The organism is Shinella lacus, from assembly GCF_010994755.1.
GTDB classification, from domain to species: domain Bacteria; phylum Pseudomonadota; class Alphaproteobacteria; order Rhizobiales; family Rhizobiaceae; genus Shinella; species Shinella lacus.
In genome coordinates this window covers 60,569-77,027 of record NZ_WHSB02000019.1, presented here as the reverse complement: position 1 = coordinate 77,027, position 16,459 = coordinate 60,569, and the positions used below count along the sequence as shown (strand labels likewise).

Below are 16,459 nucleotides of genomic sequence, written 5' to 3'. Positions count from 1 at the left end.
TTACGAAACCTGTTGGAACAAACGGAAGCCGCTTTCGGTGAGGATCGCGTCCAGCGCGACGTCATGCGGTTCCGCGGGTACTGATGCCACTTCCTGGCAGTCGAACGCAATGCCGATCAGTTTTGGCGCATGGCCCTTCGCCTTCAAACGGTCGATCGCGCGGTCGTAATGGCCGGCGCCGTAGCCGATGCGGTGGCCCGCCTTGTCGAAGGCGGAAAGCGGCACCAGCAGGATATCCGGATCGAGCACCGCCGCCTCCGGCCCCGGCCCGGTCGTGCCGAAGCCGGTCTTCACCACCGGCGCGCCGACGACGAGTTCGCGGAAGATGATCGTCTCGCGGTCGAGCACGACAGGCAGGCAGAGCCGCGCGCCGCGCGTGCGAAGATGGGCGAGCAGCGGCCGGATATCGGCCTCCGAGCGGATCGGCCAGAAGCCGGAAATCACCATGCCCGGCTCAAAGTCGATGCGGTCGCCCGCATGCTCCACCATGGCGAGGCTGCCCTCGATGCGCGCTTCCGGTGTCATCGCATCGCGCAATGCCAGCCGCTCGTTCCTGATCGCCGCCTTCAGTTCCTTGGATGTCACGGGGGATGTCACGGATCTCTCCAGCCTTTTGCGCGTGGCTTACCAGCTAGCAGCGCCGAAAGGCAAATCCCCGTGTTTTTGCGACGGGGCGAAGTCGCAGAAATGCGTCCCGCAACGGGACGAAAAAGCCCAAAACGGCGCGCTCCCGTTAAGCATTAGAACAGCTTCTGCTTTGCGCGGCGCCACCCAGCCATTAAGCGGAGCCGCATGACGTCCTCGGAAAATGACCTTTCCCGCCTTCCCGAGCTGACCGAAATCGAAAAACGGTGTCTTGAACTTGCCGCAAACGGCAGGACGCCGGCCGATATCGTGCTCGAGACCGACATTGCGATGCCGCGCGTGACCGAGGCCATGCGCAGCGCGATAGACAAGCTCGGCACGCGCAACATCACCGCCGCAATCATCCGCGCCGCCCGTCTCAACCTGATTTAGGCAGCCGCAGACGTCTCGGCGAGCCGCAGCATGGCGAGCGCCGCGCCCTCGTCGGTGATCAGCGTGTTGCAGCCAACGCGGCGGATGGTGGCGCGGATCGCCGGTGCCCGGTGTTCACCGCCTGAGACGAGCACGATATGGCGCGCCTTCTTCACCGTATCGAGGTCGATCGACATGACTCGGTGGCGGATCGGATGGTCGATCGTGTGGCCCTCGGCATCGAGGAAATTGCACATCGTATCGCAGACGCAGCCGGCGGCGATCAGCTCGTCCAGCTCGTGGCGGGCGATGAAATCGCGCGACAGTGAGGAGGAGCGCGGCCCGATATCGCCGCAGCTCACCACCGCGATATCCATGTTTTCCGCTAGCTCGAACAGCGTCTTTAGCCCGCACTTTTCGATCAGGCTGCGCTTGGTCTCCCGCGAATCGACCAACAGCGGCGCGAGGAAAAGATAACATTCCGCGCCAAGCTGGCTCGCCAGCCGCCAGGTATATTCGATCGGGTTGATGTGGTGCGCCTCCACCACGCCGCCGAGCAGCGAGACGACCTTCACCCGCTCGCGCCGCGCCGGACGGAAGCTGGCGAGCGAGGCGGTCAGCGTGCGGCCCCAGCCGACGCCGATCGTGCAATCATCCGGAATCGCCTCGGTCAGGAACTGGCCGAGCGCCAGGCCGACGCCCCTGGCATTGGCCTCCGCACTTTCGGCCGCCGGCACCACCACGGCCTCGTCCAGCCCATAGGCCTTCTCCAGCCGCACGGCGAGCTCGACGCAATCGGCCACGCCCTCGTTGATCCAGATCTGCACCTCGGAGCGCTTCAGCGCCTCGTCGAGCATGCGGATGACGGTGGTGCGGCTGACGCCGATCTTCTCCGCCACGTCCTTCTGGGTGAGGCCCTGGTTGTAATAGAGCCAGGCGGCCCGCAGCCTCAGCGCCGCCGATTCCGAATAGGCCGTGTGTGTGTCGCGCCGGAGCCTTGCCACGGTGCCTCCATCTCTTTGCAATCGTTCCGGAACACCTTAACACAGGAAACGAAAAATGCGACATATGTTCAGAAGATTGATCAAAAGTGCTTGACTTTTGCCGCCAGAAACGACGATAGTCCGCCTCATATCGGCTGGCGCATTGCGTCGGCGGATTGGTTGTGCCGGCTCGCGCGGCGACTGAAACAGGAAGCACAGTCGTCGAGCGCGCCATCACGAGCAACTGGAGGAGGGCCTGGCGTTTCCGAGCAAGGAAAGCGGCCCAGCAACAACCATTTCGGGATATCGATATGACGTCCAAGCTTGAACAACTCCGCGCGATGACGACCGTCGTGGCAGACACCGGCGACATCGAAGCCGTGCGCCGCCTGAAGCCGGTCGATTGCACCACCAACCCGACGATCGTGCTCAAGGCCCTCGGCACGCCGATGTTTGCCGACACCGTCAGCGAGGCTATCCGCTGGGGCCAGTCCCAGGGCGGCAACCGCGAAGGCGTCGTCTCGGCAGTCGCCGATCGCCTCGCCATCTCCGTCGGCGCAGCGCTGTCCGAACTCGTGCCCGGCCGCGTCTCGACGGAAGTCGATGCCGACCTCTCCTTCGACACGGAAGCCTCCATCGCCAAGGGCCGCGAAATCATCAAGGCCTATGAGGCGCGCGGCATCACCCGCGACCGCATCCTCATCAAGCTCGCCTCCACCTGGGAAGGCATCCGCGCCGCGGAAGTCCTCCAGAAGGACGGCATCGACTGCAATCTGACGCTGCTCTTCAACAAGGCCCAGGCCATCGCCTGCGCCGATGCCGGCGCCTTCCTCATCTCGCCCTTCGTCGGCCGTATCCTCGACTGGCACGTCAAGGCTTCGGGCAAGACGTTTTCGGCCGAAGAAGATCCGGGCGTCGTCTCGGTTCGCGCGATCTACGACTACTACAAGTCCAACGGCATCAACACGATCGTCATGGGCGCCTCCTTCCGCAACACCGGCGAAATCGAAGCCCTTGCCGGCTGCGACCGCCTGACGATCAGCCCGGCTCTTCTCGAAGAACTCGACGCTGCCGAAGGCACGCTGGAACGCAAGCTCTCGCCGGAAAAGGCCGCCAAGGTTTCGCCGATCAAGATCGACGAAAAGACCTTCCGCTGGATGCTGAACGAAGACGCCATGGCCACCGAAAAGCTCTCCGAAGGCATCCGCGCCTTCGCCAAGGACCTCGGCAGCCTTCGCGCGATGATCGACAAGGAACTGAAGGCCGCCGCTTAAACCCGGGACCTCGACAAAAAGCCACCCAAAAGGGTGGCTTTTTTGCGTGGTGGCCTGCGGCAAAAGAGAAAGGACCCGGCTCCTTTACGAACCAGGTCCCCTCACCCCCGGATAACTGGAATTTTACGCAGCCGAGGATTCCCGGCAGTAAAACATCCGCGCGGAAGCGGCGACAACGGACCGATATCGCTGCGCATCGAATGCTTCAGCCGGAAACGTCTCGATCAGATATTTTGCGAATGATACTTTCGCGTCTGGATCGAACCATGGCTGGCCCGTGATATCGTCGAAGATCGATTTCAGCTCGGCGAGCTCTTCTGGCTGATACGACGATTTAACGAAGAGGTGGTCCACTAAGGCCTCCTGACCTGCGGATAAATCAGCAAATCGCTTTGTTTGACGTGATTTTATGGGGCGCTTTGCCTATCGCATATGCAGAAATTCTAAGCCGAACGGCAAAGTTGTCTATTAAGTTTGACATAGCCAAACCCACATTCACCGTCGGGAATCCACGGCAAAGCTCGACAGGAAACGCCTTGCACGCCGCGCTACTGTGCCGAGGCGGCAGCCAGTCAGGGAACACAGCAATGAAAGGGTGAAGTGCGATCCACGGCGACCGATGGATGTTTACGATCCTGGGTGCCTACAAACGTAGGTGGGCGCCATGTGACCAAGCCCACGGGCCGGGTCAGGGACAGCTCCCTTTGGATCGAGTATGGCCCCAGGGATTGTGGTTCCTGTCGGGAAGCGCAGACCGCATCCGATATATAGGCGCAAAGCGGCCTCTTCGCCAGTGGCAATCGTAAGCGTTAGTTGACCGGCGGCTTGCCCGAGAGTTTTGCCGCCATGCCCTGGATCTGGCTGGTCAGGTCGCCGAGCGCCTGGGCGATTGCGTCCTCGCTCTTGGAGACCTCGCTCATCACGCCTTCGCGGCCCTTGCGCAGCTCCTCGGCCTCCTTTTCGAGCTTGGCGAGGCGGCGGGTGACCTCGTTCAGCTCGTCCATCACCATGATGCCGGCCATGACGGTGAGCCGCAGGTCGCCGATTTCGCCGAACTGTTCCTTGAGGTGCCCGACATACCGATCGAAGCCGGCGGCAAGCTCTTCGAGATGCCCCTCCTGGCCCTCTTCGCAGGCCATGCGATAGGCCTTGCCATCGATCTGTACGGTTACCTGTGCCATGCGGAATTTGTCCTGATTGCTGGGAAGGCGGGCGGCTAGCGGTCGAGCACGGCCCGGATCGTTTCCATGGCGGTGACGAGCCGCCGGGAGACCTCGCGGTTGACCTCCTCCAGGCGGTTGGCGCGGAATTCGGACTGGTCCAATTCCTGGGCGAGCCGCGAGCGGTCGGTGTTCACACGCCGCACCTCGCCCTCGACCTCGCCGTGATCCCGTTCGCGGTCGAAGCGCATGTCGAGCGCATTGTCGAGGGAGGAAATCGCCCTGCGCAACTCCTCGATCGCTGCCCTGACTGTTTCCCCGTTCGTCATAAAGCCTTCACCGGCACTCTCAAAAAACGCGAATCGCCGCCGCCAGCGCCGGTTCTCTCGGCCTGACAGTATTCAACAGCGGGCGGCAGCGTCAACAGCGCGGCAATCCGCGGCGCAAACACCCTGTGGATCAGATAGCGGGACCGCGGCCTCGGCCCCTACTCAATCGATTTAAAAAACGCTAAGAAATGCGGCGGAATTGGTCGTGGAAACCCGCAAAAGCAGCCGAATTCGTTGACTCCGACGGCGCACCTGCTATGTGTCTCCCGCTTCCTAACCGATGCCCGAAACGGCATCGGCCCTGACACCCCGAAGAATACGGAACAGTCATGATCTCTCGCGAAAAACACGACCGGATGGCGAACGCAATTCGCTTCCTTTCCATGGATGCCGTGGAAAAGGCGAACTCGGGTCATCCCGGCCTGCCCATGGGCGCAGCAGACATCGCAACGGTTCTTTTCACCCGCTTCCTCTCCTTCGATCCGAAGACGCCATCCTGGCCGAACCGCGACCGGTTCGTGCTGTCGGCCGGCCACGGCTCGATGCTCCTCTATTCGCTGCTCTATTTGACCGGCTACGAGGACATCACGATCGACGAGATCAAGAATTTCCGCCAGCTCGGCGCGCGCACCGCCGGCCACCCGGAATACGGCCACGCCGCCGGCATCGAGACGACCACCGGTCCGCTCGGCCAGGGCATTGCCAATGCCGTCGGCATGGCGATCGCCGAGCGTAAGCTGCGCGACGAGTTCGGCGCCGACCTCATCGAACACTACACCTACGCCATCGTGGGTGACGGCTGCCTCATGGAGGGTATCAGCCAGGAAGCACTCTCGCTCGCCGGCCACCTGAAGCTCAACAAGCTGATCGTGTTCTGGGACGACAACAACATCTCGATCGACGGCCCGATCTCGATTGCCGACTCGACCGACCAGCACGCTCGCTTCCGCGCCTCGCACTGGCACACGATTGCCGTCGACGGCCATGATCCGGATGCGATCGCAGCCGCCATCGAAGAAGCGCAAAAGTCCGACAAGCCGACCCTGATCGCCTGCAAGACGACGATCGGTTTTGGCGCGCCGAACAAGGCCGGCACCCACAAGGTGCATGGTTCGCCGCTCGGTGCGGAAGAAATCGCCGCCACCCGCAAGGCGCTGAACTGGGAATCGGAAGCCTTCGTCGTTCCCTCCGACGTGCTCGACGCCTGGCGCCTCGCCGGTCTTCGCTCTGCCAAGACCCACAAGGAATGGGACACCCGCCTCGAAAAGACCGAAGGCGAGAAGAAGGCCCAGTTCGTGCGCCGCTTCGCCGGTGAACTCGAAAGCGGTCTCGATTCGGCGATTGCCGCCTACAAGAAGAAGCTTGCCGAAACCAAGCCGAACCCGGCGACCCGCAAGGCCTCCGAGGACGCGCTGGAGGTCATCAACGGCGTGCTTGCCGAAACGATCGGCGGCTCGGCCGACCTGACCGGCTCGAACAACACCAAGACCAGCCAGACCAAGTCGATCACGCCGACCGACTTCTCCGGCCGCTACCTCCACTACGGCGTGCGCGAGCACGGCATGGCTGCCGCCATGAACGGTATCGCGCTGCACGGCGGCCTGATCCCGTACTCGGGCGGCTTCCTGATCTTCTCGGACTATTGCCGTCCGTCGATCCGCCTTGCCGCGCTGATGGGCATCCGCGTCATCCACGTGCTGACCCATGATTCCATCGGTCTCGGCGAAGACGGCCCGACGCACCAGCCGGTCGAGCACATGGCCGCACTGCGCGCCATCCCGAACCTGCTCGTCTTCCGCCCGGCTGATGCCACGGAAACGGCAGAAGTCTGGCAGCTGGCGCTCGAAAGCCACAACCGCCCGTCGGCCATCGCGCTGACCCGCCAGAACCTGATGCCGGTGCGCCTGGAATACGAAGAGGAAAACCTCTCCGCCCGCGGCGCCTACGATCTCGTGTCGGCAAGCGATGCACAGGTCACGATCTTCGCCTCCGGTTCGGAAATCGAGATCGCGGTGAAGGCCCAGCAGACGCTGTCGGCCAAGGGCATCTCGACCCGCGTCGTCTCCGTGCCCTGCGTCGAGCTCTTCGCCGAGCAGCCGGAAGCCTACCAGCAGGCGGTCATCGGCAATTCGCCGGTCAAGATCGCCGTCGAAGCCGGCATCCGCCAGGGCTGGGATCACTTCATCGGCTCGGACGGCATCTTCATCGGCATGTCCTCCTTCGGCGCCTCGGGTCCCTACAAGGAACTCTACAAGCACTTCGGCATCACGCCGGAGGCTGTCGTCGCCGCTGCGGAAGCCAAGCTCGCCTGAGTGTCGCCTGAGTGTCCTGGGGGCGCGGCCACCCGCCGCGCCCGCTCAGACTGCCATTAGATTTTTGATAGGGAGAGACCCCAAATGACTGTGAAAGTTGCCATCAACGGATTCGGCCGCATCGGCCGCAACGTGCTCCGCGCCATCGTCGAATCCGGCCGCACCGACATCGAAGTCGTCGCCGTCAACGATCTCGGCCCGGTCGAGACCAACGCGCATCTCGTTCGCTACGATTCCGTCCACGGCAAGTTCCCGGGCACCGTCACCGTTTCCGGCGACACGATCGACGTCGGCCGCGGCCCGATCCGCGTCACCGCCATCCGTGACCCGAAGGAACTGCCCTGGAGCGACGTCGACATCGCGCTGGAATGCACCGGCCTGTTCACGACGAAGGAAAAGGCCGGCGCGCATCTCGCCAACGGCTCCAAGCGCGTCATCGTCTCCGCACCGTGCGACAATGCCGACAAGACGATCGTCTACGGCGTCAACCACAACACGCTGACCAAGGACGACCTCGTCATCTCGAACGCGTCCTGCACGACGAACTGCCTGGCGCCCGTCGCCTACATTCTCGACAAGGCCTTCGGCATCGAGAAGGGCTACATGACGACGATCCACTCCTACACGGGTGACCAGCCGACGCTCGACACCATGCACAAGGACCTGTACCGCGCCCGCGCTGCAGCCCTGTCCATGATCCCGACCTCGACGGGTGCCGCCAAGGCCGTCGGCCTCGTGCTGCCGCAGCTTGCCGGCAAGCTCGACGGTTCGGCGATCCGCGTGCCGACCCCGAACGTCTCGGTCGTCGACCTGAAGTTCGTGCCGTCGCGCAACGTCACGGCCGACGAAGTCAACGCCGCTATCAAGGCCGCCGCCGAAGGCGAGCTGAAGGGCATCCTCGACTACGTTACCGGCCCGCTCGTCTCCATCGACTTCAACCACGACAGCCATTCCTCGAACTTCGCTGCCGACCAGACCAAGGTGCTGGACGGCAACCTCGTTCGCATCCTGTCCTGGTACGACAACGAGTGGGGCTTCTCGAACCGCATGTCCGACACGGCCGTTGCCCTCGGCAAGCTGATCTAAGGACGCCGATCATGTTCCCGCCCCTCACCCTCAAGACGGTCCGCTGGCGCCCGTTGGAGGGCGAGGGGCTGGAACACCTGACCGTGCGCGCCATCGACGGCGGCATTCGTGTGGAAAGCGCCGTCATCGGCGAGCGCGAGCCCAGCATCCCCTATGGCGTTCACTACCGGGTCGATCTCGACGCGGCCTGGCATGTCCGGTCCTTCCTGGTGGAGGTCACCACGGGCCAGCGCATCGCGATGACGTCGGATGGACAGGGTCACTGGCGATCTGAAGACGGAACGCCGCTTCCCGCCTTCGACGGCTGCATCGACATCGATCTTGCCGGTTCGCCCTTCACCAACACGCTGCCGATCCGCCGCCTAAACCTCGCAAAGGGCGAAAAGAGCCCGCTGCTGACCATGGTCTACGTGCCCTTCGACACGTTCGAACCCTTTCCGGACGGTCAATTCTACACCTGCCTCGCGGCGGATGCGCGCTACCTCTTCGAGGAAGAGGACGGCACGTTCACCGCGGAACTTCCGGTCGATGCCGATGGCTTCGTGACCGACTACCCCACCCTATTCGCAAGACTCTGACGGGAGCCCTCCCCCCATGACCTTCAAGACCCTCGACAACCTCACCGACATCGCCGGCAAGCGCGTGCTCGTCCGCGTCGATCTCAACGTACCGGTCAAGGACGGCAAGGTCACCGATGCAACCCGCATCGAGCGCGTCGCGCCGACCATCCTGGAACTGTCGAAGAAAGGCGCCAAGGTCATCCTGCTCGCCCATTTCGGCCGCCCGCAGGGCGCCGTCGTCGCCGACATGTCGCTGGAGCAGATCCTTCCCGCCGTGAACGACGTGCTCGGCACGAAGGTGCACTTCGCCGCCGATTGCATCGGCGAGGCCGCAGCCGCCGCCATCGCAGCGCTGCAGAACGGCGATATCCTGCTTCTCGAAAACACCCGCTTCCACAAGGGCGAAGAGAAGAACAACCCGGACTTCACCGCAGCCCTCGCCGCCAACGGCGACCTCTACGTCAACGACGCCTTCTCCGCCGCACACCGCGCCCATGCCTCGACCGAAGGCCTCGCCCATCTGCTGCCCGCCTATGCCGGCCGCACCATGCAGGCCGAGCTCGAAGCACTGGAAAAGGGCCTTGGCAATCCGTCCCGCCCGGTCGTCGCCATCGTCGGCGGCGCCAAGGTTTCCACCAAGATCGACCTGCTGATGAACCTCGTGAAGCGGGTCGATGCGCTGGTCATCGGCGGCGGCATGGCGAACACCTTCCTCGCCGCCCGCGGCACCAATGTCGGCAAGTCGCTCTGCGAGCATGACCTGGCGGAGACCGCCAAGCAGATCATGATCGAGGCGGCGACCGCCACCTGCGCCATCGTGCTGCCGGAAGATGGCGTCGTCGCCCGCGAGTTCAAGGCCAATGCCGAAAACGAAGTGGTCGACGTCAACGCCATTCCCGCCGACGCCATGATGCTCGACGTCGGCCCGAAGACAGTCGAGGCGGTCAATGCCTGGATCTCGCGCGCCGCGACGCTCGTCTGGAACGGCCCGCTCGGCGCCTTCGAAATTGCACCGTTCGACACGGCGACGGTTTCCGCCGCAAAACACGCTGCCGCCCGCACCAAGGAGGGAAAGCTGGTCTCCGTCGCCGGTGGCGGCGACACCGTCGCGGCCCTCAACCATGCCGGTGTTGCGGACGATTTCACCTACGTCTCGACGGCCGGCGGCGCCTTCCTGGAATGGATGGAAGGCAAGCCGCTTCCGGGCGTCGAAATCCTGCACCAGCAGAAATAATCCCGGGGGGCTTGCGCTCAGCCGTGGATCGCCTACATTTCTAGTCAGTATCAACGAACAGAAAGGAAGGTGATCCAATGTCTAATGAGATTTCGGTCTTGGCTTCGGGCATGGGAATTGTGGTGAACGAAACGAGGCAGCCCTCGTTCTGATCGCGCCTTCCTTCGGGTCGCAAGACCCGGGTCCGCACCGGACCAAACCTCATGGGGGCCACCTTCGGGTGGCCCTTTTGCGTTTCAGGGCCTGATGAGCACCGTCAGCATCATCAGCACGATGGCGACGACCGCGATCTTCCAGAAATCCGCGCGCCGCTTCAGCCCCGGCAGGCCGATGGGCCGGATGAGATGCAGCAGCATGACGGCGAGCAGCAAAGCGGGAAGGATTTTCGACATGGTGGCCTTTCTCCGCCCTTCCTGTCACACCCGAGACACTTTTCCAAGCGATCAGCGCAGGGTCTGAAAATCGTTCGCGTGTCGCCTTTGTATCTGGCAATCGGCAGCGAGTGCGCTATTCCTTACCCATTGGCGAAACTCACGAAAATATCATGCGTAACAACCTCATCTCCGTCTTCGCGCTTCTCATGGGCACGCTGTTCCTTTTCCTTGGAAACGGCCTGCACGGCCTGCTGCTGCCCATGCGCGGCGCCTTCGAGGGCTATGAGACGACGATGCTCGGCCTGCTCGGCACGTCCTGGGCCTCCGGCTTCGTGCTCGGCTGCCTCATGGCGCCGACCATCGTCAAGCGCATCGGCCATGTGCGCGCCTTTTCCGGCTTCGCCTCGCTGATCGCCATCATCGCGCTCCTGACCGGCATGCTGGTCGATCCGTTCTGGTGGATCGTGCTGCGCGCCGTCACCGGCTTCTCCATTGCCGGCACCTCGATGATCATCGAAAGCTGGCTGAACGAGCGCGCCACGAATGAAAGCCGCGGCCTGATCTTCTCGCTCTATATCGCCATCACACTCGTCGGCACCGTCGGCGGCCAGATGACGGTGGCGCTCGGCGACGTGACGACACCGATGCTCTTCATGTTCGCCGGCATTCTCTACTGCTTCGCCATGCTGCCGACGACGCTGTCCACCGCCGCCTCTCCGCAGCCGCTGAAGCAGGTGCGGCTCGATATTCCCGCCCTCTTCCGCACCTCGCCCGTCGCCTGCGTCGGCATCGTGCTGATCGGCATTGCCAATGGTGCCTTCGGCACGCTGGGCGCCGTCTTCGGCGCCAATGCCGGCCTCACCTCCAGCTCGATCGCCATCATGATGAGCGTCGCGATCTTCGCCGGCGCCGTCATGCAGCTTCCGGCCGGCCGCATGTCCGACCGGATCGACCGGCGCATCGTTCTCGCCATCCTGTCGGCCGTCGCCGCGGGAGCCGGCCTCGCGCTCTTCGTCTTCCAGCCGGCCTCGGTCACGGTGCTGCTGGTGCTGACGGCGCTTTACGGCGCGACGGCGAACGCGCTCTACCCGATCGCCGTCTCACACGCCAACGATTTCGCCAGCCCCGAGGACTTCGTGAAGGTGTCGGGCGGCCTGCTGCTGCTCTACGGCATCGGCACGATCATCGGCCCGACGATCGGCGGTCCCATCATGTCGGCCGTCGGCCCCTATGCGCTCTTCATGGTCACCTGCTGGGCGCATATCCTGATCACCGCCTACGCGATCTTCCGCAGCCGCCGCCGCGCCGCAAAGCCCGCCGAGATGCGCGATTCCTACACCACCATCAATCCCGGCACGATGACCACGCCGGAAAGCCTGCAGCTTTCGCCGCGCGCCCTGCCGCAACAGCAGGCGAGCGACGACCTATCGGAGGAGAAAACGGCATGAGCCTCTTCGACGACGACCGCCCGCAAAAGAAGATCGCCCACGAGATCGGCAGCGACCTTTCGCTCCTCTCGGTGGACGAGCTTGCAGCGCGAATCGCGCTTCTGCGCGCAGAAATTGAGCGCCTCGAATCGGAGAAGACGAAGAAGGGTGCGAGCCGCTCGGCGGCCGAAAATCTGTTTCGTTAACCACGCGCCAGATTGCCGCACCCTTGCCGAAAAGGCACAGGAAAGGGCAATCCGACAATAGAGTTAACCGGCCATTAAGCCTTATACGTTATTACTTGGGGCATCCGGTCTTCCGGGTTCAGACATTTTCTCCCTTCGGGGTTTCGGTCTGATTTTTCTCCCTGTTTTACCTTGAGAGCCGCTTTCCGCGGCTCTTTTTTTGTTTGCGCGGGGGCGCCCGAGGCACCTGTGCCGAAACAATTGTGGAGATTAACCCTTTATTAAGAATGCCCTTGCGCGAATTAGGTTATGGGATCATCCTTGAGACATAAAAGGGCGGCTCGGAACACAGAGCCCTCACCTTCCGTTACCTGCATTGTGATGCGTTCAACAGGGATGACACCATGTCCGATCGTGGATTGAATACCGTCAGCTTCGCTGGCCATGTTGCGTCGTCGGCGCAATTCAAGTCCCTGTACGCCGAAGGCATGGGTCTCGTCGAGGAAACGGCAAGCTATCTGGATGGCATCGGTCGCCAAGCCTCCAAGGTCCTGCCCCGCATGGCCTCGGTGCTCTATGCAGCGGAATCGATGCGGCTGACCACCCGCCTGATGCAGATGGCCTCCTGGTTGCTGCTCCAGCGCGCGGTCAATAATGGCGAGATGAGCCGCGACCAGGTTCTCTCGGAAAAGAACAAGGTGCGCCTCGACAGCTTCAACGTCGACAAGACCGCGCCCGGCTGGAACGACCTGCCGGAAGCCTTCCGCGACCTGATCGAACGCTCGCTGCGCCTGCAGAACCGCATCGCCCTGCTCGACCGCGAAATCTACCGCCCGCAGGACGTCCAGACCTTCTCGCCGGACAACCAGAACAGCGTCCAGGCCCAGCTCAACCTGCTGCAGACCGCCTTCGGCAACAACTGAGCGACCGTTGCAGACGACATGACAGGACCCGGCTTCGGCCGGGTTTTTTTGTTGCCCGTTGGTGAACACCCCCTCATCCGACCCTTCGGGCCACCTTCTCCCCGCTGGGGAGAAGGAGAGTGGGAACGTCAGCGATCTTCCCCTTCTCCCCAGCGGGGAGAAGGTGGCGGCAGCCGGATGAGGGGGTTTAGCGTGCACGAGCCAAGCCGCAAACTGCAGGCAACAAAAAACCCGGCCGAAGCCGGGTTCTTGAAATCGTCTAGTAGAAGCAGATTAGAGGCCGAGGCCCGAGAAACGCTTCTTGAACTTGGAAACGCGGCCGCCGCGGTCCAGCATCTGCTGGTTGCCGCCGGTCCAGGCCGGGTGCGAGGTCGGGTCGATTTCGAGGTTCATCGTTGCGCCTTCCGAACCCCAGGTCGAGCGGGTTTCGTACTCGGTGCCGTCGGTCATGACGACCTTGATGACGTGGTAGTCGGGATGGATATCAGCCTTCATGACAATCTTCCTGCTTGTTCCGGGGGCCATTTGTCGCAACGCATTGCGACAGCGGGGCCAAAGACGTAAATGAAGCCGCGGTCGGCTAGACCTACGGCTTCCCAATTCGATGGCGAGCCTATACATGAAGGCCGTCTGGATAACAAGAGCCGAAAGACAATTCGTGCCGCCAGGCACTGGAAACGGGGGTATGGTGTCCGCAGACAGAGAAGCAACCGCGCCGGCGAAAACCGAGCGCCGGACCGTCCGTCCGCTGGGCAGGCTCCTTCCCTATATCGGCCGTTACCGCGGCCTCGTCGCCGGTGCGCTCGTGGCGCTGGTCATGGCCGCCATCACGACGCTCATCCTGCCGCTCGCCGTGCGCCGCATGATCGACCATGGCTTCTCCGGTGCCGATGCAGGCTTCATCAACACCTATTTCATGATGCTCTTCGTGCTGGCCGGCCTGCTCGCGGTCGCGAGCGGTATGCGCTACTATTTCGTCATCACGCTCGGCGAGCGTATCGTCGCGGATCTCCGCCGTGACGTGTTCGCCCATGTGACGAAACTGTCGCCCGCCTTCTTCGATGTGAACCAATCCGGCGAGATCGTCTCGCGGCTCACCGCCGATACGACGCAGATCAAGTCCGCCGTCGGCGCGACGGCCTCGGTGGCACTGCGCAATCTCATCCTCTGTCTGGGTGCCATCGCGATGATGGTCTATACCAGCCCGAAACTGTCCAGCCTCGTCATCGCGGCCATTCCGGTCATCGTCTTCCCGCTTGTCGCCTTCGGCCGCTCCGTGCGTCGCCGCTCGCGCGAGGCGCAGGATACACTCGCCGCAGCCTCCGCCTATGCCGGCGAGGCGATCGGCGCGACCCGCACGCTCCAGGCCTTCAATGCGGAAGAAGCCGCCCGCGCCCGCTTCTTCGGCAATGTCGAAAGCGCCTATGAAGCCGCCCGCGCCGCCATCCGCGCCCGCTCGCTGCTGACGGGTTTTGCGATCGCCATGATCTTCGGTTCCGTCGTCGCCGTCCTGTGGTTCGGCGCCCGCGACGTGCTCGCCGGCAATCTTTCGCCCGGCACGCTCGGCCAGTTCCTGCTCTACGCCGTCTTCGCCGCCGGCAGCCTCGGCGCGCTGTCGGAAGTCTGGGGCGAGCTTTCGCAGGCCGCCGGTGCCGCCGAACGCCTGACGGAACTGCTCGCCGAAAACCCGGCGATCAAGGCGCCTGCCCATCCCGTCGCACTGCCGCAGCCCGCCCGCGGCGAACTCGCCTTCGAGGACGTGCACTTCTCCTACCCTGCCCGTCCCGGCTATCGCAGCGTCAACGGCCTGAGCTTCGCGGTGAAACCCGGCGAGACCGTCGCCATCGTCGGCCCCTCCGGCGCCGGCAAGAGCACGATCCTGTCACTCATCCTGCGTTTCTACGATCCCGATGCCGGCAGAATCTCGCTCGACGGCGTGGACCTGCGCGCCGCCGACCCGGAAGAGCTGCGCCGCCGCATCGCGCTGGTGCCACAGGACGTCACCATCTTCGCCGCGACGATCCGCGACAACATCGCCTTCGGACTGACCAATGTCAGCGACGAGGCGGTGCAGGCCGCCGCCCGCGCCGCACAGGCGGAAGAGTTCATCGCGCGCCTCGACAAGGGGTGCGACACGATGGTCGGCGAGCGCGGCGTGACCCTGTCCGGCGGCCAGCGCCAGCGCATCGCGATTGCCCGCGCCATCCTGAAGGATGCGCCCCTGCTGCTGCTCGACGAGGCGACCTCCGCGCTCGATGCCGAAAGCGAGACGCTGGTGCAGAAGGCGCTCGACGGCCAGATGGGCAAGCGCACGACGATCGTCATTGCGCATCGCCTTGCGACCGTGCTCAAGGCCGACCGCATCCTCGTCATGGAGGCCGGCCGCGTCGTCGAGGAGGGCACGCACCAGTCGCTGATCCGCCAGGATGGCCTCTATGCCCGCCTTGCCCGGTTGCAGTTCGATCATGGCGGCCAGGCTTTCCTGGGAGAAGACCGCGCGGCGAGTTAACCGTTACCTGCCCTTGCCTCCCCGGCCTGCCGCCCTATTGTGAAGGGGCGACCTGCGTCATTCTTGGCCGGCGTCACTATTGGGAGGAGAACCCCGTGGCATTTTCGACGATCACCCGCCGTACCCTCATGGCCCTCGGCACCACCGTGCTGGCATCTCTGGCACTCGGCCTGCCCGCCAGCGCCCAGCAATTTCCCGACCGGACCATCACGCTCGTCGTGCCCTTCGCCGCCGGCGGCTCGACGGACGTGGTCGCGCGCATCATCGCGCAGAAGATGTCGGAGGGGCTTGGCCAGCAGGTCATCGTGGAGAACGTCGGCGGTGCCGGCGGCAGCCTCGGTGCGGACCGCGTGGCGCGCGCGGACCCGGACGGCTACACGATCCTGATGGGAACCGTCGCCACCCATGCGCTGAACCCGCTCATCCTCAAGACGAAACCCTATGATGCGGAAAAGGACTTTGCGCCCGTCTCGCTGCTCGTCGTCGTGCCGAACGTGCTGGTGGTGAATCCCGAACTGCCGGCGAAGAATGTCGAGGAGCTGCTGGCGCTCCTGAAGGCCGATCCGCAGGGCTACAGCTATGCCTCTTCGGGCAACGGCACGCCGCTGCACCTTTCCGGCGAACTCTTCAAGAGCATGGCCGGCGTCAGCATGCAGCATGTGCCCTACAAGGGCTCCGGTCCGGCGCTGAATGACGTGATCGGCAACCAGATCCCGATCATGTTCGACAACCTGCCCTCCTCCTCCGCCCACATCAAGGCCGGCACGCTGCGCGCGCTCGCCGTCACGACGAAGGAACGCGCTGCCTCCTTCCCGGATGTGCCGACCATCGCCGAATCCGGCATTCCCGGCTACGAGACCTATACGTGGAACGCGCTCTTTGCGCCGGCCGGCACGCCGACGGAGGTCGTCGCCAAGCTGAATGAGGCGGCCAACAACACGCTGAAGGACCCCGCCGTCATCGAGCGCATGAAGGAGTTCAGCGCGACGATCGTCGGCTCGACGCCGGAGGAACTCGGCAAACATGTGACCGCCGAGCTTGCCAAGTGGAAGCCGGTCGTCGAAGGCGCCAAGATCCAGATGGATTGATCATCTCCGGTCGGCGCTT

The 16,459-nt window shown here is 63.7% G+C and carries 18 protein-coding genes, 1 other RNA gene and 1 pseudogene; 12 read left to right on the top strand and 8 right to left on the bottom strand.

Annotation, left to right across the window (positions count from 1 at the left end; translation table 11 throughout):
- Nucleotides 1-585: a 5-formyltetrahydrofolate cyclo-ligase gene (locus GB927_RS30465; protein WP_256121021.1), complete on the bottom strand. Its 585-nt coding sequence runs from the start codon at nt 583-585 to the stop codon at nt 1-3.
- Between the two features lie 207 nt (nt 586-792).
- Here GB927_RS30465 and GB927_RS30460 point away from each other — a divergent pair, with 207 nt between their 5' ends.
- Nucleotides 793-1,017 (top strand): helix-turn-helix transcriptional regulator, encoded by a 225-nt coding sequence (locus GB927_RS30460; RefSeq protein ID WP_256120982.1) that lies wholly within the window; start codon nt 793-795, stop codon nt 1,015-1,017.
- On the opposite strand, the gene GB927_RS30455 is transcribed toward GB927_RS30460, so the two are convergent.
- Entirely contained in the window at nt 1,014-2,000 is a 987-nt protein-coding gene (locus GB927_RS30455) for a sugar-binding transcriptional regulator (protein WP_256120981.1), read from the bottom strand. The genes GB927_RS30460 and GB927_RS30455 overlap by 4 nt on opposite strands.
- A gap of 290 nt (nt 2,001-2,290) precedes the next feature.
- Here GB927_RS30455 and tal point away from each other — a divergent pair, with 290 nt between their 5' ends.
- Nucleotides 2,291-3,253 carry a transaldolase gene (tal, locus tag GB927_RS30450; RefSeq protein WP_256120980.1) on the top strand — a complete coding sequence of 321 codons (963 nt, stop codon included), beginning with the start codon at nt 2,291-2,293 and terminating at the stop codon, nt 3,251-3,253.
- 123 nt (nt 3,254-3,376) lie between these two features.
- On the opposite strand, the gene GB927_RS30445 is transcribed toward tal, so the two are convergent.
- From GB927_RS30445 to GB927_RS30430, 4 genes are all read right to left on the bottom strand, one after another.
- Entirely contained in the window at nt 3,377-3,607 is a 231-nt protein-coding gene (locus tag GB927_RS30445; RefSeq protein WP_256120979.1) for a hypothetical protein, read from the bottom strand.
- Nucleotides 3,608-3,853: 246 nt separating this feature from the next.
- Nucleotides 3,854-4,012, bottom strand: a non-coding RNA gene (ssrS, locus tag GB927_RS30440) — 6S RNA.
- A gap of 50 nt (nt 4,013-4,062) precedes the next feature.
- A complete protein-coding gene (locus GB927_RS30435; protein ID WP_256120978.1) occupies nt 4,063-4,434 on the bottom strand; it encodes a cell division protein ZapA in 372 nt (123 codons plus the stop codon).
- Between the two features lie 35 nt (nt 4,435-4,469).
- Nucleotides 4,470-4,742, bottom strand: coding sequence for a DUF4164 domain-containing protein (locus tag GB927_RS30430; protein WP_256120977.1), 273 nt, complete (start codon nt 4,740-4,742; stop codon nt 4,470-4,472).
- A gap of 329 nt (nt 4,743-5,071) precedes the next feature.
- On the opposite strand from GB927_RS30430, the gene tkt reads away from it, so the two are divergent.
- The 4 genes from tkt (at nt 5,072) to GB927_RS30410 (ending at nt 9,934) form a co-directional block, all read left to right on the top strand.
- Nucleotides 5,072-7,054 (top strand): transketolase, encoded by a 1,983-nt coding sequence (tkt, locus tag GB927_RS30425; RefSeq protein WP_256120976.1) that lies wholly within the window; start codon nt 5,072-5,074, stop codon nt 7,052-7,054.
- Between the two features lie 84 nt (nt 7,055-7,138).
- Nucleotides 7,139-8,140, top strand: a complete 1,002-nt coding sequence (gene gap / locus GB927_RS30420) for a type I glyceraldehyde-3-phosphate dehydrogenase (protein WP_256120975.1) — start codon at nt 7,139-7,141, stop codon at nt 8,138-8,140.
- Nucleotides 8,141-8,151: 11 nt separating this feature from the next.
- A complete protein-coding gene (locus GB927_RS30415; RefSeq protein WP_256120974.1) occupies nt 8,152-8,718 on the top strand; it encodes a putative glycolipid-binding domain-containing protein in 567 nt (188 codons plus the stop codon).
- 16 nt (nt 8,719-8,734) lie between these two features.
- Nucleotides 8,735-9,934, top strand: a complete 1,200-nt coding sequence (locus tag GB927_RS30410) for a phosphoglycerate kinase (RefSeq protein WP_256120973.1) — start codon at nt 8,735-8,737, stop codon at nt 9,932-9,934.
- 236 nt (nt 9,935-10,170) lie between these two features.
- Here GB927_RS30410 and GB927_RS30405 read toward each other — a convergent pair whose 3' ends face one another.
- A complete protein-coding gene (locus GB927_RS30405) occupies nt 10,171-10,326 on the bottom strand; it encodes a hypothetical protein (RefSeq protein ID WP_256120972.1) in 156 nt (51 codons plus the stop codon).
- Nucleotides 10,327-10,478: 152 nt separating this feature from the next.
- Here GB927_RS30405 and GB927_RS30400 point away from each other — a divergent pair, with 152 nt between their 5' ends.
- From GB927_RS30400 to GB927_RS34525, 4 genes and pseudogenes are all read left to right on the top strand, one after another.
- A complete protein-coding gene (locus tag GB927_RS30400) occupies nt 10,479-11,756 on the top strand; it encodes an MFS transporter (RefSeq protein ID WP_256120971.1) in 1,278 nt (425 codons plus the stop codon).
- Nucleotides 11,753-11,941: a DUF1192 domain-containing protein gene (locus tag GB927_RS30395; protein WP_256120970.1), complete on the top strand. Its 189-nt coding sequence runs from the start codon at nt 11,753-11,755 to the stop codon at nt 11,939-11,941. Before GB927_RS30400 ends, GB927_RS30395 begins: the two co-directional genes overlap by 4 nt.
- A gap of 383 nt (nt 11,942-12,324) precedes the next feature.
- On the top strand, nt 12,325-12,843 hold the full coding sequence (gene rcdA, locus GB927_RS30390; protein ID WP_256120969.1) for a protease adaptor protein RcdA: 519 nt from the start codon (nt 12,325-12,327) through the stop codon (nt 12,841-12,843).
- Between the two features lie 58 nt (nt 12,844-12,901).
- A pseudogene (locus GB927_RS34525) lies at nt 12,902-13,028 on the top strand (endonuclease domain-containing protein); the annotation flags it as partial.
- 88 nt (nt 13,029-13,116) lie between these two features.
- Here GB927_RS34525 and rpmE read toward each other — a convergent pair.
- The gene (gene rpmE / locus GB927_RS30385; RefSeq protein ID WP_256120968.1) at nt 13,117-13,338 is read right to left on the bottom strand and encodes a 50S ribosomal protein L31; all 222 of its coding nucleotides are present in this window, start codon (nt 13,336-13,338) and stop codon (nt 13,117-13,119) included.
- Nucleotides 13,339-13,528: 190 nt separating this feature from the next.
- Here rpmE and GB927_RS30380 point away from each other — a divergent pair, with 190 nt between their 5' ends.
- Nucleotides 13,529-15,352: an ABC transporter transmembrane domain-containing protein gene (locus GB927_RS30380; RefSeq protein WP_256120967.1), complete on the top strand. Its 1,824-nt coding sequence runs from the start codon at nt 13,529-13,531 to the stop codon at nt 15,350-15,352.
- Nucleotides 15,353-15,480: 128 nt separating this feature from the next.
- Entirely contained in the window at nt 15,481-16,440 is a 960-nt protein-coding gene (locus tag GB927_RS30375) for a Bug family tripartite tricarboxylate transporter substrate binding protein (RefSeq protein WP_305112926.1), read from the top strand.
- The last annotated feature ends 19 nt before the right edge of the window (nt 16,441-16,459 follow it).